The sequence below is a fragment of the Tepidimonas aquatica genome, from assembly GCF_007556585.1.
GTDB lineage: Bacteria > Pseudomonadota > Gammaproteobacteria > Burkholderiales > Burkholderiaceae_C > Tepidimonas > Tepidimonas aquatica.
Window position 1 is genome coordinate 53016 of sequence record NZ_VJNA01000013.1, and the last position, 22779, is coordinate 75794.

24 protein-coding genes, 1 other RNA gene, 2 pseudogenes and 1 riboswitch are annotated in these 22779 nt (G+C 70.0%); of the genes and pseudogenes, 8 read left to right on the forward strand and 19 right to left on the reverse strand.

Going from position 1 to position 22779, the window contains the following annotated elements:
* Positions 1-2 precede the first annotated feature (2 nt).
* Genes cobW through cbiE form a run of 5 tightly spaced genes read right to left on the reverse strand, consistent with a single transcriptional unit; the run spans position 3 to position 4511 of the window.
* Positions 3-1082, reverse strand: coding sequence for a cobalamin biosynthesis protein CobW (gene cobW / locus Taqua_RS06465; RefSeq protein ID WP_144325780.1), 1080 nt, complete (start codon positions 1080-1082; stop codon positions 3-5).
* Between the two features lie 35 nt (positions 1083-1117).
* Positions 1118-1687: a cob(I)yrinic acid a,c-diamide adenosyltransferase gene (gene cobO, locus Taqua_RS06470; protein WP_068609914.1), complete on the reverse strand. Its 570-nt coding sequence runs from the start codon at positions 1685-1687 to the stop codon at positions 1118-1120.
* A 27-nt stretch (positions 1688-1714) separates the two neighbouring features.
* Positions 1715-2524, reverse strand: a complete 810-nt coding sequence (gene cobF / locus Taqua_RS06475) for a precorrin-6A synthase (deacetylating) (protein WP_068609319.1) — start codon at positions 2522-2524, stop codon at positions 1715-1717.
* On the reverse strand, positions 2521-3294 hold the full coding sequence (gene cobM / locus Taqua_RS06480) for a precorrin-4 C(11)-methyltransferase (protein WP_068609317.1): 774 nt from the start codon (positions 3292-3294) through the stop codon (positions 2521-2523). The genes cobF and cobM overlap by 4 nt, the downstream gene beginning before the upstream one ends.
* On the reverse strand, positions 3291-4511 hold the full coding sequence (gene cbiE, locus Taqua_RS06485) for a precorrin-6y C5,15-methyltransferase (decarboxylating) subunit CbiE (protein WP_144325782.1): 1221 nt from the start codon (positions 4509-4511) through the stop codon (positions 3291-3293). The genes cobM and cbiE overlap by 4 nt, the downstream gene beginning before the upstream one ends.
* Between cbiE and Taqua_RS06490 the strand changes: the two genes are divergently transcribed.
* On the forward strand, positions 4510-5295 hold the full coding sequence (locus tag Taqua_RS06490) for a cobalt-precorrin-6A reductase (protein ID WP_068609313.1): 786 nt from the start codon (positions 4510-4512) through the stop codon (positions 5293-5295). The genes cbiE and Taqua_RS06490 overlap by 2 nt on opposite strands.
* 41 nt (positions 5296-5336) lie before the next feature.
* Here Taqua_RS06490 and cobJ read toward each other — a convergent pair whose 3' ends face one another.
* The 13 genes from cobJ to Taqua_RS06555 form a co-directional block, all read right to left on the reverse strand.
* Positions 5337-6074 (reverse strand): precorrin-3B C(17)-methyltransferase, encoded by a 738-nt coding sequence (gene cobJ, locus Taqua_RS06495; protein WP_068609311.1) that lies wholly within the window; start codon positions 6072-6074, stop codon positions 5337-5339.
* The gene (gene cobI / locus Taqua_RS06500) at positions 6071-6811 is read right to left on the reverse strand and encodes a precorrin-2 C(20)-methyltransferase (RefSeq protein ID WP_144325784.1); all 741 of its coding nucleotides are present in this window, start codon (positions 6809-6811) and stop codon (positions 6071-6073) included. Before cobI ends, cobJ begins: the two co-directional genes overlap by 4 nt.
* Complete coding sequence (locus tag Taqua_RS06505; protein ID WP_221933920.1) at positions 6811-7455, reverse strand: precorrin-8X methylmutase; 645 nt, start codon at positions 7453-7455, stop codon at positions 6811-6813. Before Taqua_RS06505 ends, cobI begins: the two co-directional genes overlap by 1 nt.
* Positions 7452-8681 carry a precorrin-3B synthase gene (locus Taqua_RS06510; RefSeq protein ID WP_144325786.1) on the reverse strand — a complete coding sequence of 410 codons (1230 nt, stop codon included), beginning with the start codon at positions 8679-8681 and terminating at the stop codon, positions 7452-7454. The genes Taqua_RS06505 and Taqua_RS06510 overlap by 4 nt, the downstream gene beginning before the upstream one ends.
* On the reverse strand, positions 8678-9466 hold the full coding sequence (gene cobA, locus Taqua_RS06515) for a uroporphyrinogen-III C-methyltransferase (protein ID WP_144325788.1): 789 nt from the start codon (positions 9464-9466) through the stop codon (positions 8678-8680). The genes Taqua_RS06510 and cobA overlap by 4 nt, the downstream gene beginning before the upstream one ends.
* Positions 9456-10133: an energy-coupling factor ABC transporter permease gene (locus Taqua_RS06520; protein ID WP_144325826.1), complete on the reverse strand. Its 678-nt coding sequence runs from the start codon at positions 10131-10133 to the stop codon at positions 9456-9458. Before Taqua_RS06520 ends, cobA begins: the two co-directional genes overlap by 11 nt.
* Positions 10108-11022, reverse strand: coding sequence for an ABC transporter ATP-binding protein (locus tag Taqua_RS06525; RefSeq protein WP_342780906.1), 915 nt, complete (start codon positions 11020-11022; stop codon positions 10108-10110). Before Taqua_RS06525 ends, Taqua_RS06520 begins: the two co-directional genes overlap by 26 nt.
* 8 nt (positions 11023-11030) lie before the next feature.
* Positions 11031-12092, reverse strand: coding sequence for an iron chelate uptake ABC transporter family permease subunit (locus Taqua_RS06530; RefSeq protein WP_144325792.1), 1062 nt, complete (start codon positions 12090-12092; stop codon positions 11031-11033).
* Positions 12089-13006 (reverse strand): ABC transporter substrate-binding protein, encoded by a 918-nt coding sequence (locus Taqua_RS06535; protein WP_144325794.1) that lies wholly within the window; start codon positions 13004-13006, stop codon positions 12089-12091. Before Taqua_RS06535 ends, Taqua_RS06530 begins: the two co-directional genes overlap by 4 nt.
* An 89-nt stretch (positions 13007-13095) precedes the next feature.
* A complete protein-coding gene (locus tag Taqua_RS06540) occupies positions 13096-13659 on the reverse strand; it encodes a bifunctional adenosylcobinamide kinase/adenosylcobinamide-phosphate guanylyltransferase (protein ID WP_246094645.1) in 564 nt (187 codons plus the stop codon).
* Complete coding sequence (locus tag Taqua_RS06545) at positions 13652-14515, reverse strand: cobalamin-binding protein (protein ID WP_144325798.1); 864 nt, start codon at positions 14513-14515, stop codon at positions 13652-13654. Before Taqua_RS06545 ends, Taqua_RS06540 begins: the two co-directional genes overlap by 8 nt.
* A complete protein-coding gene (locus Taqua_RS06550) occupies positions 14512-15933 on the reverse strand; it encodes a cobyrinic acid a,c-diamide synthase CobB (protein WP_144325800.1) in 1422 nt (473 codons plus the stop codon). Before Taqua_RS06550 ends, Taqua_RS06545 begins: the two co-directional genes overlap by 4 nt.
* Positions 15934-15953: 20 nt before the next feature.
* Positions 15954-17801, reverse strand: a complete 1848-nt coding sequence (locus tag Taqua_RS06555) for a TonB-dependent receptor domain-containing protein (RefSeq protein ID WP_246094646.1) — start codon at positions 17799-17801, stop codon at positions 15954-15956.
* A gap of 77 nt (positions 17802-17878) precedes the next feature.
* A riboswitch (cobalamin riboswitch) is annotated at positions 17879-18125 on the reverse strand.
* Positions 18126-18161: 36 nt separating this feature from the next.
* Between Taqua_RS06555 and Taqua_RS06560 the strand changes: the two genes are divergently transcribed.
* From Taqua_RS06560 to Taqua_RS06575, 5 genes are all read left to right on the forward strand, one after another.
* The gene (locus Taqua_RS06560) at positions 18162-18371 is read left to right on the forward strand and encodes a DUF904 domain-containing protein (RefSeq protein ID WP_425472585.1); all 210 of its coding nucleotides are present in this window, start codon (positions 18162-18164) and stop codon (positions 18369-18371) included.
* Between the two features lie 14 nt (positions 18372-18385).
* The gene (locus Taqua_RS06565; protein WP_144325830.1) at positions 18386-18733 is read left to right on the forward strand and encodes a cell division protein ZapA; all 348 of its coding nucleotides are present in this window, start codon (positions 18386-18388) and stop codon (positions 18731-18733) included.
* 44 nt (positions 18734-18777) lie between these two features.
* Positions 18778-18954, forward strand: a non-coding RNA gene (gene ssrS / locus Taqua_RS13780) — 6S RNA.
* Between the two features lie 43 nt (positions 18955-18997).
* Entirely contained in the window at positions 18998-19819 is an 822-nt protein-coding gene (locus tag Taqua_RS06570) for a sulfite exporter TauE/SafE family protein (protein ID WP_144325804.1), read from the forward strand.
* A 204-nt stretch (positions 19820-20023) separates the two neighbouring features.
* Complete coding sequence (locus Taqua_RS06575) at positions 20024-20395, forward strand: SWIB/MDM2 domain-containing protein (RefSeq protein WP_144325806.1); 372 nt, start codon at positions 20024-20026, stop codon at positions 20393-20395.
* 185 nt (positions 20396-20580) lie between these two features.
* Here Taqua_RS06575 and Taqua_RS06580 read toward each other — a convergent pair whose 3' ends face one another.
* Complete coding sequence (locus Taqua_RS06580) at positions 20581-21762, reverse strand: branched-chain amino acid ABC transporter substrate-binding protein (protein WP_144325808.1); 1182 nt, start codon at positions 21760-21762, stop codon at positions 20581-20583.
* A 327-nt stretch (positions 21763-22089) separates the two neighbouring features.
* Here Taqua_RS06580 and Taqua_RS06585 point away from each other — a divergent pair.
* Positions 22090-22515 (forward strand): annotated as a pseudogene (locus tag Taqua_RS06585) (transposase family protein); the annotation flags it as partial.
* 114 nt (positions 22516-22629) lie between these two features.
* Positions 22630-22779, forward strand: a pseudogene (locus Taqua_RS13480) (IS5/IS1182 family transposase); the annotation flags it as partial.

Genomic DNA, 22779 nt, shown 5'->3' on the forward strand with positions numbered 1-22779 from the left:
GGTCACACTCCGGCCGACGTGGATGACTCCGCCAGCAACCCAGCCTGGCGCAGATCGGCGCGCAGCGCGGCCTCGTCGAGCCCTAGCCCGATGCAAACCAGGACGCTGCAGCGCGGCTCGCCCACGCGCCACGGGCGGTCGAAGTGGCTGTCCAGCCGCGGACCCACACCCTGCACCACCAGCCGCAGCGCCGCCTTCGGCAGCGCCACGAACCCCTTAATGCGCAGCAGGCCGTGACGCGCCACCAGCGTCGAAAGCGTCTGCAGCAGGTGTTGCCTGTCGCGCACGTCCAGCGCCAGCACCACGGATTGAAAGGCGTCGTGGTCGTGGTCGTCGTCCTCATCGTCGTGGTGGGTGAGGCGGCTTTCGATCACTTCTTCCACAGCGCGGCCCAAGCCCAGCAGCACCTCGGGCGGCACTTGGCCGTGCCGCGCCACCACGGTCTGCACCGCCGCCGGCGAGCGCGCCGCCACCATCGCGCGCACGCGCTGCAGGGTATCGGCATCGACCCGTTCGACTTTGTTGAGCACGACTAGGTCGGCGGTGGCCAGCTGATCCTCAAAGAGCTCGGCCAACGGCGTGTCGTGGTCAAGCTCCGGGTCGGCGCGACGCTGCGCTTCGACCGCCTGTGGGTCAGACGCAAAACAACCCTGCGCCACCGCCGGCACATCAACCACGGTGACCACCGCATCGACGGTGAAAGCGTGCCGGATAGTGGGCCACTGAAACGCCTGCACCAGCGGTTTGGGCAGCGCCAGGCCGGAGGTTTCAATCACCACGTGATCAATCAGGTCGCGGCGCTGGGCGAGCAGTTCCATCACCGGAGCAAATTCTTCTTGCACCGTGCAACACAGGCAGCCGTTGGCCAGCTCGATGACCTGGCCGTTTTCCGCGCCGGTCTCGTCGCAGCCGATGCCACAGCCTTTGAGCAATTCACCGTCGATGCCGAGCTCGCCAAACTCGTTGACGATGACGGCGATGCGCCGCCCCTGCGCGTGGGTCAGCAGATGGCGCAGCAGCGTGGTCTTGCCGGCGCCAAGAAAGCCGGTGATGATGGTGGCAGGGGTTTTGTCAAGATTCATGACTTGAAATGTCGTAAAGAAAAATGCCAAAGAGGTCAATCTTCAATGCCACGCTGCGCTGGCACGCCGGCATCGAAGTGGTGCTTGTGCTTGACCATTTCGGTGACGGTGTCGGCCAAGTCGATGAGCTCCTGGGGCGCGTGGCGCCCAGTGAGCACCACCGTCATCTCGGTCGGGCGCTGACGCAGCGCGTCCAGTACCGCCTCCAGTGGGATCCAGCCGTAGCGCAGCGGGTACATGATTTCGTCGAGCACCACCATGAAATGCGCGCCTGCGCGGATCACCGCCTCGGCGCGCGCCCATCCTTGGCGCGCCAGCTCGGCGGAGTGCTCAAGGTCACGGCTTTTCCAGCTAAATCCATCCCCCAGCCCTTCGATCGGAATGCCGAGTTGCTCGAAAACGCGGTGCTCACCGAAGCGGGCGCTGGGCACTTTCATGAATTGAAAAATCTTGACGGCCTTGCCGCGTCCGTGCGCACGCAGCGCCAGGCCGAAGGCCGCGGTGCTTTTGCCTTTGCCATGGCCGGTGTGCACGATGATGAGGCCGCGGCGCGGACCTTGCGGCTTGGGGGTGGTGCGCAGCAGCGGGGGGGTCTGCAGTTCCATCGGTTCCATCTCCAGAGGTTGCGGAGGTCAGCAGTCGTCGGCGCCACGACGCTTGAGCAGGTAGATATCCAGCATCCAGCCGTGCGCCTGCCGCAAGGCCGCGCGGGCGCGCGCGATGCGCGGACCGGCTTGCGGCAGCGGGCCGCTGTCCAAGGTTTGCTGCGGCAGCCCGAGGTAAGCGCCCCACCAGATGTGCCATGCGTACGGGTCGGGCAGCGCCTCAAAAGCCGTGCCGCCATCAAGCATGACGGCCAGCGCCGGCACGTCCGCAGGGCAGCCGTGCTGGCGCAGCCACCGTCCTGAAGTGATCAACACCGGGCTAGCCAGCTCATTGAGCGGCACGGCATGCGCGGCGGCAAGCGCCTGCAGGGCGCTGATGCCGGGCACCACCTCCCATTCAAGCGGCAGCTCGCGCGCCACACGCTGGGCGATGCGCATCGAGCTGTCGAATAAGGCCGGATCGCCCCAGATCAGCACACCTGCTTGCCCGCCTTGAGGCAGGTGCTCACGCAGCGCTTGCGTCCAGGCTCGGGCCAGTGCGTCGTGCCAGCGCCGCACAGCGTCGAGATAGCGCGGTGTGTCGGCGGCATCGGCGCCTTCACGCGAGGGCACGGCGTAGCGCGCCACGCGCGGACCGCCACCCGCCTCGGCGTCGAAGTCGGGGCGCACCGTCTGCAGCAGGCGCAGCCGCGCCGCGGCCAGCTCGGCCTTATCTTCGCCTTTGTCCGGCAGCAACAACAGATCGACGCGGCGCAGCGCCTGCTCGCCCTGGAGCGTCAGGTGCGCAGGGCTACCCATGCCCATGCCAATGAGGCTCAACCGCCAGCGCGGACTCATGCAGCATCCTCAGCGGACGTGGCCCGGCGATAGCGGCGCTCGTAATCCGGCGCATACAGGCGGCTGCGGCCAAAGCCGTCTTGGGCCAGATTGCGCCCGACCAGGATCAGCGCGGTGCGCTCCAGCCCACCCTGCGCGGCCTGCACCAGCTCGCCCAGCGGCGCGCGCACGATCCGCTCATCCGGCCAACTGGCGCGCCAGACCACTGCTGCCGGGCAGTCGCCGCCGTAGTGCGGCAGCAGTGTCTGCACCACTGGCTCCAGCACGTGGATGCTCAGGTGGATCGCCAGCGTGGCCCCGGTGGCGGCCAAGACCTCCAAACGCTCGCCATCTGGCACCGGGGTGGCGCGCCCGTGGGCGCGGGTCAGCACGACCGTTTGGCTGCCGCCGGGCAAGGTCAACTCGCAGCCCAAGGCCGCCGCCGCGGCAGCAAAGGACGGCACTCCAGGCGTGATCGTGTACGGAATGCCTTCGGCCCGCAGCGCGCGCAACTGCTCTGCCATCGCCGACCACACCGACAAGTCGCCCGAGTGCAACCGAGCCACGTCCTGCCCGCAGGCATGGGAGGCGCGGATTTCCTCCAGGATTTGCTCCAGCGACAGCGGCGCGGTGTCGATCAAGCGCGCCTGCGGCGGGCAGTACGCCAGTACCTGCGGCGGCACCAACGAGCCGGCATACAGGCACACCGGACAGCGGGCGATCAACTCGCGCGCGCGCAGCGTCAGCAGATCGGGCGCGCCCGGCCCGGCACCGATGAAATGCACGGTCATGTCACATCTCCTCCAAGTTCGACAGCTGATGCCTGCCACGCCCACTGCCACTGTGGCCGCCACGGCACCCAGCCCTGTTGCGCCCCAAGGGGTTGCGCCTCGGCCAGGACGATCTGGCGCAGCTGGCCACCGTGGCGCTCATGCAACTGCGCCAACAAGGCTTGGGTGGCGGTGGTCACGGCGTTGACAACCACCCGGCAGCCCGCAGGCAGCCGAGGCCGCAGTGCATGCCACAGTGCTGCGTCCATGCCGCCGCCGATGAACACCGCCTGCGGCTCGGGCAGCTGCGCCAGCGTCGCCAAGGTCTCGCTCGACCAGACGCGCAGGCGTGGGGTTAGGCCGAAGCGCTCGGCGTTGCGCTGCACGCGCTCGGCACGCACCGCGTCGCGCTCCACCGCCTCGGCCACACCGCCAGCCAGGCACCACTCGATGCTGATTGAGCCGCTGCCGGCACCCAAGTCCCACAACCGCTGCCCAGGGCGCGGCGCCAGCGCCTGCAGCGTCAACGCCCGCATCGGCGCTTTGGTGAGCTGGCCGTCGTGCTCGAACAGCGCATCGGGCAAACCGACGCAGGCGGGCAAGCCTTCCGGGCCATCGTGCAAGTCCAGCGCCAGCGCCAGCGGCGCTTGCAGGCCAGCTGGCGCGCCGTCCCGGATCGAGAAACGCTCGATGCGCTGCCGCGGCCCGCCCAGCCGTTGCAATGCCCAGGCGGTGCTGGCGCCAAAGCCTTCTTCGCGCAGCAGCACCACCGCTGCCTGCAACGCCGCCTCGTCGCGCAGCAGGCACAGCAGACGCCGCCCCCGCCCCAGGTGCGGCCAAAGCGCGCGCAGCGGTTGCGCGTGCAACCCAAGGCAGCGCACCTCCTCCAAAGGCCAGCCCAAGGCGCTAGCGGCCCACGCAAATGTTGAGGGCGCGGGGATAGCTTGCCACTCCTGGCGTGGCAACGCGCGCGCCAGCACGCTGCCGGCGCCAAACCAAAACGGATCGCCCGAGACCAGAGCGACTACCGGCTGGCCGCGCCAGGCCAGCAGCGGGCCAATGTCGAACGGCACCGGCCACGGCTCGGCGCGCTCGGGCTCGATGCCCGCCAGTGCCAGATGGCGCGGCCCGCCAAACACGCGCCGCGCTTGCGCCAACAAACGGCGGGTAGACTCGCTGCAATCCTCTAAACCGTCTTCGCCGATGCCGATAATCGACAACCACGCTTCAGCCGCCATGCATGTCCTCCTGCTCGGGGGCACCACCGAAGCCTCGCAGCTGGCGCAGGCACTCGCCCGCGCTGGCGTGCCCGCGACTTTTTCCTACGCCGGGCGCACTGCGCAGCCTATTGCGCAGCCGCTGCCAACTCGCGTGGGCGGCTTCGGCGGCCCCGATGGGCTGGCGGCCTTCTTGCGCCAGCAGCGCATCACGCACGTGATCGATGCCACGCACCCTTTTGCCGCACAGATGAGCCGCCACGCCATTGAGGCTTGCGCTCGGCTTGGCGTGCCGCTGCTGGCGTTGCAGCGCCCGCCTTGGCGTCCCGGCCCCGGCGACCGCTGGCACAGCGTGCCCGATTTCGACGCCGCGGTGCGTGCCCTGCCGACTGCGCCAAGCCGCGTCTTTTTGGCCATTGGGCGCCAGCAGGTGCAGCCTTTCTTGCAGCACACGCCGCACTGGTATTTGCTGCGCGTCGTGGAGCCGGGGCTTGAGGTGGCGCCGCAACGCGGCACGGTAGTGGTGCAGCGCGGCCCTTACACGCTTGAGGACGATCTGGCGCTCCTGCGCGCCCATCGCATCGAGTGGATAGTGGCCAAAAACTCGGGCGGCGAAGGGGGCCAAGCCAAGCTCGAAGCCGCACGCGTCCTGGGCCTGCCGGTGCTGCTGATCGAGCGTCCGACGCTGCCGCCGCGCCCCCTTGTAGAGACCGTCGCCGAAGCGTTGCAATGGCTTGGGCTGCCGGCACAAGAGGGTCACGCCAACCTCAACACAGGACCGTCCGCCCATGCCCCTGCAGCCTGAGCCGCGCCGATGCGACGGCTGACGCCCCCGGCCCGGCGCCATCAGCCGCCCCTCCGCGGGGTGTAGATGTAGCGCCCCACCGTGCGCGTGGCGCGGTTGCCAACGATGACCAGCGTGCGCATGTCGGCCATGTCCGGCTGCACGTGCGCCAGCGGCAGGTGCCGAATCGATTCCTGTGGTGTGAAGACCGCGCGCGCCAACCCCACCCAGCGCTGCGGCTCGCAGTGCTGGCGCAGCACCGCCAAGGCGCGGGCAAAACCTTCAGGCCGGCCGCGCGAACGCGGATTGTAGAGGGCCAGCACCAGGTCGGCTTGCACCGCCAGCACGAGCCGCCGCTCGATCACCGACCACGGCTTGAGGTTGTCGCTTAAATTGATGGCGCAAAAGTCATGCCCGAGTGGCGCGCCCAGCCTGGCAGCTGCCGCCAGCATCGCCGTCACCCCGGGCAGCACGCGCACATCCAGCTGCTGCCAAGCCGGCTCAGACTCCATGACTTCGAACACAGCCGCAGCCATGGCAAACACCCCCGGATCGCCAGAGGAGACGATCACCGCCCGCCGCCCCGCCTGCGCGAGCCGCAACCCGTGGCGCGCGCGTTCGAGCTCCTCGCGGTTGTCGCTGGCGTGATACGCTTGATCCGCACGCCGCGGCACACGCGCCAAGTAAGGGCCATACCCCAGCACGTCGGTGGCTTCCTGCAACGCCTGCTGCACCTGAGGGGTAACCAGCGCCGCATCCCCCGGCCCGAGGCCAGCCACGCACAGCCAACCGCCGCTCATCCTTCCACCTCCGGCCGGCGGCCCTGACCCGGCACCAGCACCAGGGCGAAATAGGGGCAAGACGCTTGCTCATCCACGCTGGCCAGCGGCTGCACCTGCTGCCCGTTCATCGTGCCTTCCTGCACCAGCCAAGCTCGTGCCAGCAGACCCGCGCGCTGCAGCGCCCGCCGCACCCGCCCGAGATGCCGGCCCACTTTCATCACCACCAGCGCGTCGGCCTGCTGCATGTGCCGCACCAAATCATCCTCGGGCAGCGTGCCCATCAGGATGGTCAACACGTCATCGCCCCAGGTCATCGGCTGGCCGCAGACCGACCAGCAACCGACCATACCCGGCAACCCCGGCACCACCTCCACCGGCACGTGGCCACGGCGGCGCAGTCGCTCATAGAGGTGCATGAATGAGCCGTAGAAAAACGGATCGCCCTCGCACAGCACCACGACGTCGTTCTGCGCGGCCAGCGCCTCCAGACGCTCAACCCAGTGGTCATAAAAGCGGGCCAGCAGATCGATGTAGGCCGGGCTGTCAAACGGCAGCTCGGTGGTGACGGGGTACTCCATCGCATGCTCCACCGCCTGCGGCGCCAGCCAGGTCAGGGCGATGCGCCGCGCGCGTCCGGGGCGGCCAGGCTTGCGGAAATAGGCCACTTGACGAGCCTGGGAGAGCCAACGCTGGGCACGCACCGTCACCAACTGCGGGTCGCCCGGCCCCAAACCGACGCCAACGATGCGCCCCATCAGTGCTCCTCCTCGCTGGCCAGTGCATTGATCGCCGCCGCGACAATGGCCGAGCCGCCCAGACGCCCGTGCACCGTCAGCGCCGGTGCGGGCGGCTGCGCCATCAACGCCGCTTTGGATTCTGCCGCCCCGACGAACCCCACCGGACAGCCCAAAATGGCCGCGGGGCGCGGGCAGTCGGGCTCGCGCAGCATTTCCAGCAGCCGAAACAGGGCCGTAGGCGCGTTGCCGATAACCACCACCGCGCCGGCCAGATGGGGCCGCCACAGCTCCAGCGCCGCCGCGCTGCGCGTGGTGCCCAGCCGCTGCGCCAGGGTACCGACCTGCGGATCGTGCAGCGTGCACAGCACCGGGTTGTCAGCTGGCAGACGGCGGCGCGTGATGCCGGCGGCCACCATCTGCGCGTCGCACAGAATCGGCGCACCGCTGCACAGCGCGGCGCGGGCCGCCGGCACCAGATCGGGCGTGAAAGCCACGTCCTTGGCCAGCTCCACCAGGCCGCAGGCGTGGATCATGCGCACCACCACCGGCTCTTGCCGGGCATCGAAGCGGGCCAGGTCGGCCTCCGTGCGGATGATGGCAAACGAGCGTCGGTAGATCGCCGCGCCATCGCGTTCGTAATCGTCAAACAGCTCTTGTGTCATCGTACAAGCCACCCTTCTGCCTGCCCATGACCGACATGCCGCCCGGCGCTTCGGCGCACCGCGTCGATGAGCGGCGCAAGTGCACCCCAGTGCGCATCGGCCGCGGCATCGGCCCGCCCCCATCCGATCCAATCCCAGCCGTCGGGGCGCACGCGTACCGTGGGCGCTGGATAGGGATGCGCGCAACCTTTGGCGCAACCGCTGACGTGTAACCAGCCCTCGTTTGGCAAGTACGCGGCCAACAGCCCGGCCAACGGCAGCGTGCCACCCGAAGCCTGCACGCAGCCGGGGGCGCCGACGCAAGCGGCCACGCGCAGACGCGGGTCTGTCGCATCGGTGATCCACGCTTCGTCCGGCGGGGCCAGGGCGTGGCGTTCCAGCAACACGGCGCGCCACGGCGTCAGCCGCAACGGTGCCAGCTGCGCCAGCCGCGCCCACGCCGCGGCGCTGAGTCGCCCAAACGGCGCAGCCACCCAGGCCATACCCGGCGGCAGCGTGGCCCACCAAGGCTCAAGCGCTTGTGAGTCGGCATTGATCGGGGCTGGAGACAGAGTCTCACTCGCGGGCCGGCGCCGCTGCGCCATCCAAGCGGCCATGCGACGCGGAGCACCGGGCCCATGAGCGTGTTCGGCGAACCACGCCGCCAGCGCCATCGCTTCCTCAGCCGCACGCTTCAGCGGCACCGCCATACCATGCGGGCTGCCATCGGGCCGCACGAGCACCCAGCCATCCTGCAGGGGCTCGATGCGCACGTCGGCGCTGGCGGCGCGCAGGTAGGGGCGCTTGCCCAGATCGACGGCAAAGCCGAACTTGGCTGGCAGCCGCGGGGCATCGGGCTGGCGCAGCCGCTTGAGCAACCCCCGCGCCACCCGGTGCGTGGCATCGCCCGGTTGCCAGCACGGCTGCACCAGCACGTTGCGCCGCGCTTCTTGCATGGCGTCCCCGTCAAGCAGGCCCAGCGCCCGCAGGCCACTCAGCAGCGCAGTGTGCTGAGCCGGCTGCACGCCGCGCCATTGCAAATGGGAGCGCTGGGTCAACTCGATGACATCGAGCCGCTGCGCCTGCATCAGGGCCGCCAGCCCCTCGGCCTGCCGCCGCGACAGCCGCCCCATCGGCACGCGGATGCGCAGGATCCAACCATCGCCCGATGGCATCGGACGCCAGGCTCCCGGGCACCAGCCGCGGCGCAGCGCCTCTCGGTTTTGGCCCGCATCAAGTTCGCTCATCGCGCCAGCTCCTCCCACGGGGCTGCTGCCTGCGCCCGGTAGTGCGGGCTCAAGGCCACCGTCGGGCCGATGATCAACAGCCCAGGCCGCGGCCCATATGGCGGGGCCTGGCTGGCCAACACCTGCAGCGGACAAGCCAGCACGGTTTGGGTCGGACGCGTGCCGTCCAGCACCAGTGCCGCTGGCGTATCCGGCGGCAGTCCATGCGCCATGAGGCGCTCGGCGATGCGCGCCAGCCGCGCCACTCCCATGTAAAACACCAAAGTCTGGGCGGGACGAGCCAGCGCCGCCCAGTCATAGCCGACGTCGCCGCTGTCACCGTGCCCCGGCAAGAAGACGCACAGGCTGGCCAGCCCTCGCTGCGTCAGCGGGATACCCGCGGCGGCCCCGCAGCCCTGCGCCGCGCTGACCCCAGGCACGATCTCAAACGGCACCGCCGCGGCGCACAGCGCCTGCATCTCCTCGCCGCCGCGACCAAAAATGAACGGATCGCCGCCCTTTAACCGCACGACGCGGCGGCCTGCGCGGGCGTGCGCCACCATCAGCGCGTGGATGTCGGACTGCGGCAGCGTGTGCCGGCCGCGCGCCTTGCCAACGTCGTAGCGCAGCGCCTGCGCCGGAATCTCGGCCAGGATGTCGGCGCCGATCAGACGGTCGTGAATGACCACCTCAGCGCGCCGCAGCCGATCCAGGGCACGCAGGGTCAGCAAATCCAATGGCCCGGGGCCGGCGCCGACGATCGACACCCACCCCGGTGCCATCGGCACCGCAGCCTCAAGCAGCATGGTAGAGCCGGCGCTGCACCGCCGCGCTGTGCTTCAACGCGTGCAGGCCTTTGGCTGCCGCCAGCACCGCCAGGTCGATCAGCGGCTCAGCCACAATCACCGCCACGTACGCCGCGCCGAACGCCGCAATGTCGGCCAGGTTGTCCGCTTCCATGCCGTGACCATACAGCGCCCAAAACGCCACCCAAACCACGATACCACCCTGATAAGCCAGTGACAGCTTGAACGCCTGCGCATAGCGCAGATCGACATAGGCCACCTGCTGCGGGATGACCCGCTGCGCCAGCACCGCGGTGGCATACAGCGGCACCAACAGCGTGGTGACGTTCATCCCATATTGCGGCAAATCGGTTGGCGCAAAAAACAGCCCCTGAATCAGCAACCCACCGGCCAGCCCCAAGGCGGCCGGCGCCACCCCAAAAAGCAGCAGCAAGGTGGTGCCCAGGATCAGGTGCACCTCCGAGACGCCGACCGGATGGTGCGGCAGCACCTCGAAAAAGCAAAACACCAGGGCGGTGGTCAGCAGCGATCGCAGCAGCAACGCCAGCGTCCCCTCCTGCCGCAGCATGTCCCAAGCCAGCTTGCCAGCCCATGCCAAAGCAGCGGTGCCGGTAGCGTACCCCAGCAACGCTTTGCTGCCTTCAACGATTCCAGGTTCGATGTGCATGACAGACCTCCTTAGAGATGAATGCGCCCGGGTGGGCGCGAGCGGCCCCGGCGGCGCAGCCGCCTTCGGCCCCAACAGGCACCTTGGGCACCACAACCCAACGCGCCCCAACATCGCCCGCAACAGTGGCCTCAACGTCCAGCGGTCGCACCACGATGCGCCGCTCGAACACCCGCTCCAGCGCGCGGTGCGTGGCCGGATCGTCCGCCGGGCCTTGATGGGGCACTTGACCGCCGTCCAGGATCAGCAGCTCGTCGGCCTGCAGCGCCATCGTCAGATCGTGCAGGACGCTGACCACCGTGTGTCCACGCTGCACAAGGCCGCGCACCAGCGCCAGCCAGTCGGCCTGGTGCGGCGGATCCAGATGCGCCAGCGGCTCGTCCATCAGCAGAATCGGCGCCTGCACCGCCAGCAGACGCGCCAGCAGCACGCGCTGGCGCTGCCCGCCCGATAGCTGCGCAAGCGGCCGCGCGCGCCAGTCCCACGCCTGCGTCAGGCGCAGCGCCTCTTCGACCGCGCGGCGGTCGGCGGGGCTGGGCGCGCCGAGCCACGGCTGGTGCGGCAGCCGGCCCAGCATCGCCACGTCCCAGGCGGTCAGGTCGTCGCCGCCCGGCTCGGCCTGCCCGAGCCACGCCACCGTGCGGGCGCGCGCCCGGCGCGGCCAGTCCTGCAGCGCCCGCCCCAGCAGCTCGACGCGCCCGCCCTGCAGCGGCAGCAAGCCCGCCAGCGCCTTCAGCAGCGTCGATTTGCCCGCGCCGTTGGGGCCGACGATGCAGGTCCAGCGCCCGCGCGGCAGCGCCGCCGTCACGCCGTGCAGCACGGGGTGGCGGCCCAGCCGGACGCTGACCCCCTGCGCAGCCAGCGCCACGGGGTGGGATGGATTGACCACGCCGCCCCTCATGCCCCCTGCCCCCGCAGCCGCCCGCGGTGCATCAGCCACAGCAGGTAGCCGCCGCCCAGCACCGCCGTCAGCACGCCCACCGGCAGCTCCTGCGGCGCCAGCCACCAGCGCGCCAGCGTGTCGGCGGCCAGCAGCAGCGCGCCGCCCATGGCCGCAGCCAGCGCCATCAGCCAGCCGTGCGTCGTCGGCACCAGTGCGCGTACCAGGTGCGGCGCGGCCAGCCCGACGAAGGCAATGAGCCCGGTCTGCGCCACCGCGCTGGCCGTGGCCAGCGCCAGCACCGCCACCAGCGCCAGGCGCAGCGCCGGCAGCGGCACACCCAGGCTCGAGGCCGTGGCCTCCCCCAGCGCCAAGGCGTCCAGCGCGCGTGCCAGCAGCGTCGCCGCCGCGGTGCACAGCGCGGCGGCGACCAGCATCAGCCCCGCCGAGGACCAGCCGACGAACGCCGTGGAGCCGAGCAGAAACGCCTGCATCGCCTGCAGCGCATCCGGCGCCAGCAGCAGCACGAACTGCGTGCCCGCCCCCAGCACGACGCCCACCACGACGCCCGCGAGCAGCAGTCGCAGCGTGTGCTGCACCCCGCGCGCCAGCGCCAGCGTCAGCAGCACCGCCGCCAGCGCCCCGACGAACGCCGCCCCGGTCAGGCCCAGCCGCACCCACAGGCTCGCGGACAGCACGCTCCAGCCGGGTGCGCCGCCGCCGCCCAGCATGCCGGCCGAGCCGCCCAGCGCCACCAGCGCGAGCGCCACCGCCAGCGACGCCCCCGCGGCGCTGCCGAGCAGGAAAGGGTCGGCCAGCGGGTTGCGAAACAGCCCTTGCGCCACCGCGCCCGCCACGCCGAGCAGCGCCCCGGCGGCCCAGGCGCCCAGCGCCCGCGGCAGGCGGATCTCCCACACGATCTGCGCCGCCAGCGCCGCCTGCCCCTCGTCCGACGGCGATGCGAGCATCGTCCACACCGGCTCCAGCCCCTGGCTGCCGACGCTGACCGCCAGCACCAGCAGCCCCGCCGCCGCCACGAGCAGCGCGAGCAGCACCCCGGCGGCGCGGCGCGCGTTCACGGGCGTCCTCCCGCCGCAGAGGTCGCGCCTGCCGCCGGGCGCGCCGGGGCGGCGGCGCGCGCCAGGCAATCGGCCATCAGCCGCGCCGCCTCGGCCATGCGCGGCCCCGGGCGCACCAGCACGTCGGACTGCGCGGCGTCGAACGCACACACCCGCCCCTGCCGCACCGCGCGCAGACGAGCCCAGCCGGGCCGCTGCGCCAGCGCCTCGGCGGCGCGGCTGCTGACCAGGATCACGTCCGGGTCGGCGCGCACGACGAACTCCGGGTTCAGCTTCGGAAAGGGGCCCAGCGCTGCCGGCACCACGTTGCGCGCGCCGAGCCGCTGCAGCGTCTGGCCGATGAAGGAGGCCTCCCCCGCCGCGTAGGGCCCGGGGCTGACCTCCATATAGACGCGCAGCCCGCGCGCCGCTGGCGGCAGCGACTGCGCCGCCGCCGACACCCCCGCGTCGATCGCGCGCCAGACGCGTGCCGCATCCGGCACCTCGAGTAACGCCCCCAGCGTCAGCAGCACGCGCTGCACGTCCTGGTGCGTGCGCGGCTCCAGCGCCACCACCTTGAGGCCCAGCGCGCGCAGCCGCTCGATCGCGCGCGAGGAGGTGGCCAGCAGCACCACGTCGGGCCGCAGCGCCACGATCGCCTCGATGTTGGGGTCCAGCCCGCCGCCGACACGCGGCACGGCGGCAAGCATCGGCGGCCAGTTGGTGTAGCGATCGACCCCCACGAGCCGGTCGCAGCGGCCGAGCTCGCACACCGCCTCCGACAGCGACGGCAGCAGGCTGACGATGCGCTGCGGCGGCTGCGCCAGCCGCACCTCGACGCCCTGGTCGTCGGTGAGGCGCACCTCGGCGCGGGCACCGGGCCACGCCGCCAGACCGACGAACGCCAGCGCCAGCACGACCGCTGCACGCCACAACGCCCGGACGCGATCGCACCGGCCAACCGGGCAGCGGCTCGCGGCCCCCAGCGGCCGGTCTGCCCGGCCGTCGAGCACACCGCCCCCCCTCACGGCAGCCCCTTCACGACGAGGGCGCAGCCGGCCACCATCAGCGTGACGCGCTCGCAGCAGGCGGCCACGCGCTGGTTGAGCCTGCCCAGTGCATCGACGAAGGCGCGCACCTCGGCCGCCAGCGGAATGACGCCCAGCCCGATTTCGTTGCCGACCAGCACCACCGGGCCGCTGACGGCCTGCAGCGCCTGCGCCAGCGCCTGCATCGGCGCCTCCAGCGTCTCCAGCTCCACCGCCGCCGCCCGCCCCGGCGGCCACGCCAGCTGCGTCAGCCACAGCGTCAGGCAATCGACCACCACCAGCGCCTGCGGCGAGCTCTGGCGCTCCAACGCCTGCGGCAGTTCCGCGCCGGTCACCTCCAGCGTCTCCAGCCCCGGCACGCGCGCGGCGCGCTCGCGCCGGTGGCGCTCGATACGCGCGCGCATCTCGGCGTCGCGCGGCTGGGCGGTGGCCAGCAGCACCGCGCGGTGGCGCGCATCCGCCGCCAGCCACTGCGCCGCGCGGCCTTCGGCCCAGCGCGACTTGCCGCTTTTTTGTCCGCCCAGCACCAGCTCACGCATCGCCACCCTCCCGTGGGAGCTCGCCCGCCGCCGCGCGGCCTGGCCCATCCATCCACGCCAGGATGATGCGGTGCAGCTGCGCCACGCCATCCGTCAGCGCCGCCGGGCCGGGCTGCAGGATGTCGGCGCTCTTGATCTCGTGCAGCTGGCCGTCGCGCACCGCCGGCACGTCCTGCCAGCCCGGCCGCGCGGCCACGCGCTCGGGCCGGAATTTCTTGCCACACCACGAGCCGATGATGAGGTCGGGGGCGCGACGTACCACCTCCTGCGGATCCGGCAGCACCCGGTCCTTGCCGAGCGGCTCGCGCGCGCGCTCCGGGAAGATGTCCTGCCCGCCGGCCAGCTCGATCAGCTCCGACACCCAGCGGATCGCGGTGATCGGCGGGTCGTCCCACTCCTCGAAGTACACCCGCGGGCGCCGTGCGCCCTGCCGCAAGCGCTCCCGCACCGCGGCGCGCATCGCGGCGTGCTGCGCCCGCATCGCCTCCAAGAGCCGCTCACCCTGCTGCGCGCAGCCGACCAGCGCCGCCACCTGCCACAGCATCGCAAAGATCTCCTCGACGCTGCGCTGGTTGAACACCGTCACCGCCACGCCCGCGCGGATCAGCGCCGCGGCGATGTCGGCCTGCAGGTCGGAAAAGCCGAACACGTGATCCGGCCGCAGCGCCAGGATCTTGTCGATCTTGGCGTTCAGGAACGCGCTGACGCGCGGCTTTTCCTGCCGCGCCTGCGGCGGGCGCACCGTGTAGCCGCTGATGCCGACGATGCGGTGCTGCTGCCCGAGCAGGTAGAGCCACTCGGTGGTCTCCTCCGTCAGGCAGACGATGCGCTGCGGGCCAAAGCTGGAGCGGTTCATGTCGTCACCCCCTGCGATGCGGCCCCAGCCGGGCTACGAAAGCCGACACCGGCCGCCGCATCGCCCGCCGGCGGCAGCCCGCCCCAGACGTCGGCCCGCCGGCCCTGCGGCAGGAACAGGTGCGCCGCCGCCTCGGGCGCCGAAGCAAACCACGCATGGAAATAACTCGCCAGCACCGGCCCGTGGTGCCAAACGGCCTCGGGCCGGCCATGCGAGCGCGCCGGGGTGGTGTGCGACGCGGGCGCCAGCGGCATCTGCACCTCGGAATAGTGGAAGGTGTGCCCGCGCAGCTCGCCCCAGGGTGTCGCCCACGCATGCGGCCCCAGCGCCACGAGCCGCGCGCGCATGACGGCCTCGCCCGGCAGCAGCCCCCACATCGGCACGCGCCGCCCGTCGGCCAGGGTCAGGCCCTCCAGCAGCGCCAGCATGCCGCCGCACTCCGCCCACACCGGGCGGCCCGCCTGCACGTGGCGCTGCACGCTGGCGCGCGTGCGGCCCGCGGCAGCCAGCGTGTCGGCGTGCAGCTCGGGGTAGCCACCCGGCAGCCACAGCGCATCGGCGTCGGGCAGCGGCTCGTCCGCCAGCGGCGAAAAGAACACCACCTCCGCCCCCAGCGCCTGCAGCGTCTCCACGTTGGCGGGGTAAATGAAGCCAAACGCCGCATCGCGCGCCACCGCGATGCACCGGCCAGCCAGGTGGGGCCGCGGCACCGCCGTCTGCGCGGGCGGCGGCAGCGTCACGGCCCAGCCCTGCCAGTCGGGCCACGGCAGCCCCGCCAGCGGCGTGGCCGCCAGCGCATCGGCCAGCCGGTCCAGCCGCGCCAGCGCATCGGGCAGCTCACCAGTCTGCGTCAGGCCGAGGTGGCGCTGCGGCAGGGCAAAACCTTCGTCACGCGGCAGCGCTCCCCACCAGGGGCCGTCGCCGTCGCGCAGCGCCGCTTGCAGCATCTGCGCGTGCCCCGTGCCGGCCACGCGGTTGGCCAGCACCCCGGCCCACGGCAAGCCCGGCTGGTAGTGGCGCAGCCCGTGCACCAGAGCGCCGAAGGTGCCCGCCATCGCTCCGGCGTCCACCACCGCCAGCACCGGGATGCCCAGTCGCTGCGCCAGTTCGGCGGCGCTGGGCTCGCCGTCGAACAGCCCCATCACACCTTCGATCAGGATGAGGTCGTTGTGCTCGGCCGCGCGCGCCAGCCGCAGCCGCACGTCGGCCTCGCCATTCATCCACAGGTCCAGGTTGTCCACCGGCTGGCCGCTGGCCAGCGCCAGCCACTGCGGGTCCAGAAAATCCGGCCCACACTTGAACACCCGCACGCGCCGCCCCTGCCGCGCGTGCAGCCGCGCCAGCGCCGCGGTGACGCTGGTCTTGCCCTGGCCCGAGGCCGGGGCGGCGATCAGCAGGGCGACACAAGCCTTGGACATAGGACAACCGGCACGGCCGGTCAGTTCGACGGTGCGGGCGTCCACTGCACACCGACAAACACGCTGCGCCCGCCAGTCGCGTAGCCGCGTGCCGTCTCGTACGCTTGGCCACCGAGGTTGTCCACACGCGCCAGCCACTGCCAGTCGCGCGCCAACGCACCACGCAGCGAGACGTTGACGAGCCCGTAGCCACCCAAACGTTTGGTGTTGGCCGCGTCATCCCAGCGCTGGCCCACCAGCCGCCACTCCACGCCCCAACGCACCGGCGCCGCGGTCGTCTCGGCCCGCAGCGTGGCGTACCGCGCGGCACGCCGGGTCAGCCGCTTGCCGGTCAGGTCGTTGCGCGGATCGGCCAAGTCCAGCGAGCCCGTCAGACGCACCCCCGCCATTTGGGTGCCGCCCTCCAGCGTCCAGCCTTGCAACGTCGCCCGGCCCACGTTGCCGTAGCAACCAGCCCACGTTCCGCTGCCGTTGACGCACGGGCCAGGCCCGGGCACGTATTGGATCAGGTCGCGCACGCGGTTACGGTACCACGTCGCGCCCACGTGGTGCACGCCAGTACGCCACTGCGCCCCCAACTCGATGTTGCGCGACGTCTCCGGCTGCAGGGAGGGAACACCGTAAATACTGAAACGCTGAAACAGCGTGGGGGCACGAAACGCGGAGCCTGCGTTGGCACGCAACCGCCAGCCAGGTCTTGGGCTCCAGGCTGCGCCGACCGACGCCGTGGTTTGCCCGCCGAACTCGCTGTCGTCGTCGTGGCGCACATTGACTTGCAACGCACGCCCGCGCTCAGCCCAGCCGTACCCGAGTGCCACCGCGTCTTGCGAGCGCCGGGTGCGGTTGGGCGTCGTCGAAGCGTTGAGCAAACGGTCTTCGCGGCGCTCCAAGCCGAGCTGGATGCGGTGTGGCCCTTGCAACCATTGATGCTGCCAAAGGTAGGTGCTGACCTCGGTGTCGGTCTGGTAAGGGCTGGGCCGTGTCGAGTAGCGGTCGGTGCCCCGACCCAGCGCGACGCGCGAGGCGTACACGTCGGACCAACGCGCATCCCACGTCACGCCGACGGTGCGCACGTCCTGCGTGGCCCAGTCGTCGGCGGTGGACATATAGCCGTCGTACTGGGCCTCCATGCGGCTGTCGAGGGCCGACAGGGTCAGCGTGTGACCCGCCGCGGGCGTCCAGCCCAGCCGCATGTGGGCCGAGCGCGCGCGATGACCATCGCGGTCGGGGTTGGCGGCTGGCTGCACATTGAAGCCGTCGCTCAGCTCCCGCTGCACCCCCAGGGCCAGCGACCACGGCCCCTGCGCCCCGCGCACGCTGGCGGCCACCCGTTGCGTGCCATGGCTGCCTGCGCCCACTTCGACACTCGGCTGCCAACCCGCCTCCCCGGTGCGGGTGACGATGTGCACGACCCCACCCAGCGCATCGGAACCGTAGATGGCTGCCAGCGGACCGCGCACCACCTCGATGCGCTCGACGTGCGCCAGTGGCAGCGCGTTCCAGGCGGCGCCACCGGTGGACTGCGAGTCCACCCGCACACCATCGATGAACACGGCGACGAACCGTGTCTCCGCCCCGCGGATGAACACGCTGGTCGTGCCCCCCACGCCACCGTTGCGCGCGATTTCGATGCCCGGCAACTGGGCCAGCACGTCGGCCAGGCCAGCGGCGCCACTGGCCTCGATACGCTCACGGTCGATGATGCTGACATCGGCCACCACATCGGTCAGCGGCTGCTCGGCGCGGGTGGCCACCACCACGGTTTCGGCCAGAGCCTGTGTTTCGGCGGCCGCAGGCATGCAGGCGACAGCGGCGGCCGTGGCCAAAGGAAGCACGCCCCAGCGAGCGCGTTGCGTCGTACGCTTCATAAGATGAAACTTGAAGAACAAAGCCCGCACCGCCTTCCCCGACAGTGCTTGGGCGACACGGCGCGCCGCCGGCATGGCGACACGCCACCGCGTTGGCCGGTCTCCGGGCTGGTGGATGCGACCTGCAGCGCCTTCCCGGGCGCCTCGGCGCCCAGTGGCGGTTGGCTGCAAGCGGCCGGCCCTTTTGGCAAAGACCGGCGTCCACTTACCGTTGCGGGGGCAGCGCTGGTTAGGTGATGCGCGGCAGCGCCCCACCCCCCAGCTTCCCGTTTAACTGCGCCACCACGAGTGGGCGGCGCGAGCACCAACGTACCGGCATTGTAGCGCCGGGGCTGACGTGGGGCCTACAATTGCACGCTGATGGACGCCACCGTGATCGACCAACTCGCCCAGCGGGTGGATCGCCTGCTGCTGCGCTACGAGGAGCTGCTGCGCACCCAATCCCTGCTGCAGGCGGAGGTGCAGCGCCTGGCGCAGGAGCGCGACCGCCTGCGTGCGCAGTGCCGCCAAGCCCAGGCGCGCCTGGATGCGTTGCTGCATCGGCTCGATCAACAGGAGGCCGCACCATGACCCAGCGTCCGCCGATCAAGCAGATCGAAGTCCAGATCATGGGGCAGTCGTACACGTTGGCTTGCCCCGCCGGTGGCGAGGAGGCGCTGCGCGAAGCGGTGGCGCAGGTTGACGCCGCGATGTGCCGCATCCGCGACGCCGGCAAGGTCAAGGCGCGCGAACGCATCGCCGTGTTGGCCGCGCTCAACATCGCGTACGACGCCGCGCACCGCGACCCGGCACTGGCGTTTCGCAATTCGTCGTTCGGTGCCGCCGAGGGCGAGCACGCCCACGCTGAAAGCCTGGCGCCGGACGCCGAACGGCGCTTGCGTGAGCTGGTCAACCGTATCGACGCCGCGCTGGCCGACGACCGGCTGCTGTGACGCCGCGCAGGTGCGCCGCAAGCGCCTGGGTGGCGGTACAATGGGGCTGTCTGCCATCCGCCGGGCTTTATATTCCTTGAACCAATGCTCATCGAGCCCGGGCTTGGTACATCGCGCAGTGGGCGTGAGCGTCTCGCGTCAGACGAACCCGAAACTGCGCTGCCCTCGCCCACCTGAACCCCGTGTTCAGGATGCCGGCCTGGCGGTTTGGCAGACACCCTCCAACCCTACCGACGACCAGCCCGTCCCGCGCGGTGGCAGTGCATGCTCGAACCCCTGTTGATCGTGGAATTGGCCGCCTTGGGCCTGGGGACTGGCTTTTTGGCCGGGCTGCTGGGCATTGGTGGCGGCATGTTGATGGTTCCCTTCATCACGCTGATCCTGTCGCATCGTGGCGTCGGGGCCGACCTGGCGGTCAAGATGGCCATCGCCACCTCAATGGCCACCATCGTCTTCACCTCGCTGTCCAGCGTACGTGCGCACCATCGGCGCGGGGCGGTGCGCTGGGACCTCGTGCGCAACCTCGCACCCGGCATCGTGCTGGGCGCGCTGGGCGCCGGTGCGGGCGTCTTTCGCGTGCTGTCGGGGCGGTGGCTGGCGCTGCTGTTTGCCGTGTTCGTGGCGTTTTCGGCCACCCAGATGCTGCGCTCGGCCAAGCGCCCCGCCCCAGCCCAGCCGCGCGGCCTGCCGTCGGCCGTCGGCCAAACGGCAGCGGGCAGTCTGATCGGCTTTGTTTCGGGCCTCGTCGGCGCGGGCGGGGGCTTCATCAGCGTGCCGATCATGACCTGGTGGGGTGTGGCCATGCATCAGGCGGTGGCCACCAGCGCGGCGCTCGGCTTTCCCATCGCGCTGGCCAACGCCGTGGGCTACATCTGGTCGGGCGCCCAGGTGGCGGGCCGACCCGCAGGGTCGCTGGGCTTCATCTTTTTGCCCGCGCTGGCCGTCATCGCCAGCGCCAGCGTGCTCATGGCCCCGGTGGGGGTGCGCGTGGCGCATGCGTTGCCGGTGGCCACGCTCAAGCGCGTGTTTGCCGTGCTGCTGTACGGGCTGGCTACCTCGATGGCCTGGAAAGCCTGGCACGGATGACCCATGGGGTCGCGGCAGCGTCGGTTGCACGCAACGCTGCACGCCGCGCCACCCCGGGAAAACCCCCGTCTGCGCCCAAATCCCTGCCGTTGCTCTGGAAAATCGGCTGCAATCGGATTACGATGCGTTTATCCATGCGCGCGCCTGCAGCAGCGCTGCGGGCGCGGCGTGGCGAGCTTGCAACCAACCCAAGGAAACACACCCATGGCCACTGCGAAGAAAGCTGCCCAGCCCAAGTCCACCGCCGCCAAGGCCTCGGCCAAGCCGGCCGCTGCGCCCAAGACCAGTGCCAAGGCCAGCGCCAAAGCTGCGCCTGCTGCGGCCAAACGCACGCCCAACGCAGCCTTCATGAAGCCGATGACGCCCAGCGCCGAGCTGGCCGCCATCGTCGGCGCCAAACCGCTGCCGCGCACCGAGGTGACCAAAAAGGTGTGGGAATACATCAAGAAAAACAAGCTGCAGGACGCCACCAACAAGCGCATGATCAACGCCGACGCCAAGCTGAAGGCGGTGCTGAAAAAGCCGCAGGTGTCGATGTTCGAGATGACCAAGATCATCAGCTCGCACCTGTCCTGACCCAGCCGTGCGGCGCATGGCCCGTGGCCCCACGGGAACACGCGCCAACGCCGCGCTCCGCAAGAAACCCCGCCCCTGGAGGCGGGGTTTTTCGTTGTTGGAGCTGCAGCCCTGCGACGCCCGTCGCCCGACAAAACGAAAACCCCGCCGCAGCGGGGTTTTTGTCGATGCGCCGAAACGCCGGATCAGCGCACGACCGCGATCTCGGTACGCTGACCTCCCTTGTAGGTGTACAGCGTCAGTGCGCCGTTTTTGATGTCGCCCTTTTCGTCGAACTCGATCGGGCCGGTCACGCCCTTGTAGCTGATTTGCTTGAGGGCCGGCAGGTACTTGGCGGGGTCGGCCGAGTTGGCGTTTTGCATCGCCTTGACCATCACGTGCACGGCGTCGTACACGTACGGCGCGTACACCTGCACGTCCATACCGAACTTGGCCTTGTAGTCGGCGCGGAACTTCTCCATACCGGCCTTCTGTTCGCCTTCGACACCGCCGGCTTCGGCGCAGTAGACCTGCTCGTCGGCCATGCCGTCGCCCGCAAGCTTGGGCAGTTCGCTGGTGCAGATACCGTCGCCGCCCATGAACTTGGCGTTGATGCCCAATTGCTTCATTTGCTTGAGCATCGGGCCGGCCACGGCGTCCATGCCACCGAAGAAGATCACGTCGGGCTTCTTGGCCTTGATCTTGGTCAGGATGGCGTTAAAGTCGGTGGCCTTGTCGTTGGTGAACTCACGGTCCACCACTTCGCCGCCCGCGGCCTTGACGCCTTTTTCGAACTCATCGGCCACGCCCTGACCGTAGGCGGTGCGGTCGTCGATCACCGCCACTTTCTTGGCGCCGAGTTTTTCGATCGCGTATTTGCCCAGCGTGCCGCCCAGGTGGGTGTCATCCGCCACCACGCGGAACACGTTGTTGAAGCCCTGACGGGTGTATTTCGGGTTGGTCGACGACGGCGAAATTTGCGGAATGCCCGCCGCGTTGTAAATTTGCGACGCGGGGATAGTGGTGCCTGAGTTCAGGTGGCCAATGACGCCGTTGACCTTGGCATCCACCAGCTTTTGCGCCGCAGCGGTGCCTTGCTTGGGATCGGCCGCGTCATCTTCAGCCAGCAGCTCGAACTTGACCGGCTTGCCTTCGAGCTGGATGCCGGCGGCATTGAGCTCGTCGATAGCCATACGGGCTCCGTTTTCATTGTCTTTGCCCAGGTGCGCGATCGGTCCGCTGGTGGGGCCGACGTGGCCGATTTTGACCACCATGGCGTCCACGGCCGGACCTTGCGCCGCGGCAGGTTGGGCTTCTTCCTTCTTGCCACAGGCGGCCAGCGCCAGCGTGGCCACGGCGGCAATCGTCAGTTTGCTGTACAGATGCATGGTTACCCTTGTCGAACGAAACGAGGTTGAAACGGTTTGCGCAACCACTTGTTTTTGTGCGCGCAAGCCCAAAAGATACACCAAAAACCGCACATTGACGTGAAAGCCCCGGGTCATCTACGGGTTGTCCCTAGCAGGCCGTTGAAAAACTGTTGCGGTAGACCATCTGCGGCGTTGCGCGGTGCTCGCTCCCTCGCCTATCTGTCGCATCCCGGATGATCACATAATACCCAGCCGCCGTGGATACCTGCTGGCACGCAGCATCCTGCAAGAGCTGCTGCGAGGCGCGGGAGTCGGCGGCGAGGTCTCATCCGAAGGAGTGCGATCATGATCGTGCGACTGCACAAGTTGGCGCGCACCACCCCGGCGATCCGCGCCGAGATTGCCGCCAGCGACGAGTCGATCCAGACGCTGGCGCAGCGCTACGGTGTGTCGCCCATGACCGTCTTCAAGTGCAAGCACCGCACGAGCTTCGAAGACCGGCCGCACACGCCGCATCGGCTGCCGACCACCTTGACAGCGGCGCAGGAGATCATCGCGGTGCAACTGCGCAAGACCCTGCTGCTGTCGCTGGACGATCTGCTGGCGGTCATGCGCGAGTTCGTCAACCCAGATGTCTCGCGCTCTGGCCTGGATCGCTGCCTGCGCCGCCACGGGGTGAGCAACCTGCGGGCGCTGCAGCCGCAGGCGCGCAAGGCCACGCACGCCCCCTTTGCTGCCTACGAGCCGGGCTACGTACACATCGACGTGAAATAGTCGTTCCTGAAATATTCATAACAGCATGATTTTTCTTGTGTTATTGTCTGTTTGCGAGTACAATTTCCCCCAGATCTGATGTCTGATGCGCCGTTTTCTGGGAGTTTTGCGATGTTTGCCTGCCCCGCCACCGAGGACTTCTTCCGCGCCCGGCTCGATCAGATGATCGACCTGCGCCATCCGCTGGCGGTGTTGTCCTCACGCATGCCGTGGCAGGAGTTGGAAGCAAGGCTGTCGCACCTGTTCATGCGCAAAGCGCGC

Coding starts and splice junctions, on each gene's coding strand:
- Taqua_RS06580 (WP_144325808.1), bottom strand. CDS start 21,762: ATGCATCTGTACAGCAAACTGACGATTGCCGCCGTGGCCACGCTGGCG.
- Taqua_RS06575 (WP_144325806.1), top strand. CDS start 20,024: ATGGCCACTGCGAAGAAAGCTGCCCAGCCCAAGTCCACCGCCGCCAAG.
- Taqua_RS06560 (WP_425472585.1), top strand. CDS start 18,162: ATGGACGCCACCGTGATCGACCAACTCGCCCAGCGGGTGGATCGCCTG.
- cobF (WP_068609319.1), bottom strand. CDS start 2,524: ATGAGTCCGCGCTGGCGGTTGAGCCTCATTGGCATGGGCATGGGTAGC.
- Taqua_RS06540 (WP_246094645.1), bottom strand. CDS start 13,659: ATGCGTGAGCTGGTGCTGGGCGGACAAAAAAGCGGCAAGTCGCGCTGG.
- Taqua_RS06550 (WP_144325800.1), bottom strand. CDS start 15,933: ATGTCCAAGGCTTGTGTCGCCCTGCTGATCGCCGCCCCGGCCTCGGGC.
- Taqua_RS06510 (WP_144325786.1), bottom strand. CDS start 8,681: ATGAGCGAACTTGATGCGGGCCAAAACCGAGAGGCGCTGCGCCGCGGC.
- cobA (WP_144325788.1), bottom strand. CDS start 9,466: ATGCTGCTTGAGGCTGCGGTGCCGATGGCACCGGGGTGGGTGTCGATC.
- cobM (WP_068609317.1), bottom strand. CDS start 3,294: ATGACCGTGCATTTCATCGGTGCCGGGCCGGGCGCGCCCGATCTGCTG.
- Taqua_RS06545 (WP_144325798.1), bottom strand. CDS start 14,515: ATGAACCGCTCCAGCTTTGGCCCGCAGCGCATCGTCTGCCTGACGGAG.
- Taqua_RS06505 (WP_221933920.1), bottom strand. CDS start 7,455: ATGACACAAGAGCTGTTTGACGATTACGAACGCGATGGCGCGGCGATC.
- cobI (WP_144325784.1), bottom strand. CDS start 6,811: ATGGGGCGCATCGTTGGCGTCGGTTTGGGGCCGGGCGACCCGCAGTTG.
- Taqua_RS06490 (WP_068609313.1), top strand. CDS start 4,510: ATGCATGTCCTCCTGCTCGGGGGCACCACCGAAGCCTCGCAGCTGGCG.
- Taqua_RS06570 (WP_144325804.1), top strand. CDS start 18,998: ATGCTCGAACCCCTGTTGATCGTGGAATTGGCCGCCTTGGGCCTGGGG.
- cbiE (WP_144325782.1), bottom strand. CDS start 4,511: ATGGCGGCTGAAGCGTGGTTGTCGATTATCGGCATCGGCGAAGACGGT.
- cobO (WP_068609914.1), bottom strand. CDS start 1,687: ATGGAACTGCAGACCCCCCCGCTGCTGCGCACCACCCCCAAGCCGCAA.
- cobJ (WP_068609311.1), bottom strand. CDS start 6,074: ATGAGCGGCGGTTGGCTGTGCGTGGCTGGCCTCGGGCCGGGGGATGCG.
- cobW (WP_144325780.1), bottom strand. CDS start 1,082: ATGAATCTTGACAAAACCCCTGCCACCATCATCACCGGCTTTCTTGGC.
- Taqua_RS06555 (WP_246094646.1), bottom strand. CDS start 17,801: ATGAAGCGTACGACGCAACGCGCTCGCTGGGGCGTGCTTCCTTTGGCC.
- Taqua_RS06520 (WP_144325826.1), bottom strand. CDS start 10,133: ATGCACATCGAACCTGGAATCGTTGAAGGCAGCAAAGCGTTGCTGGGG.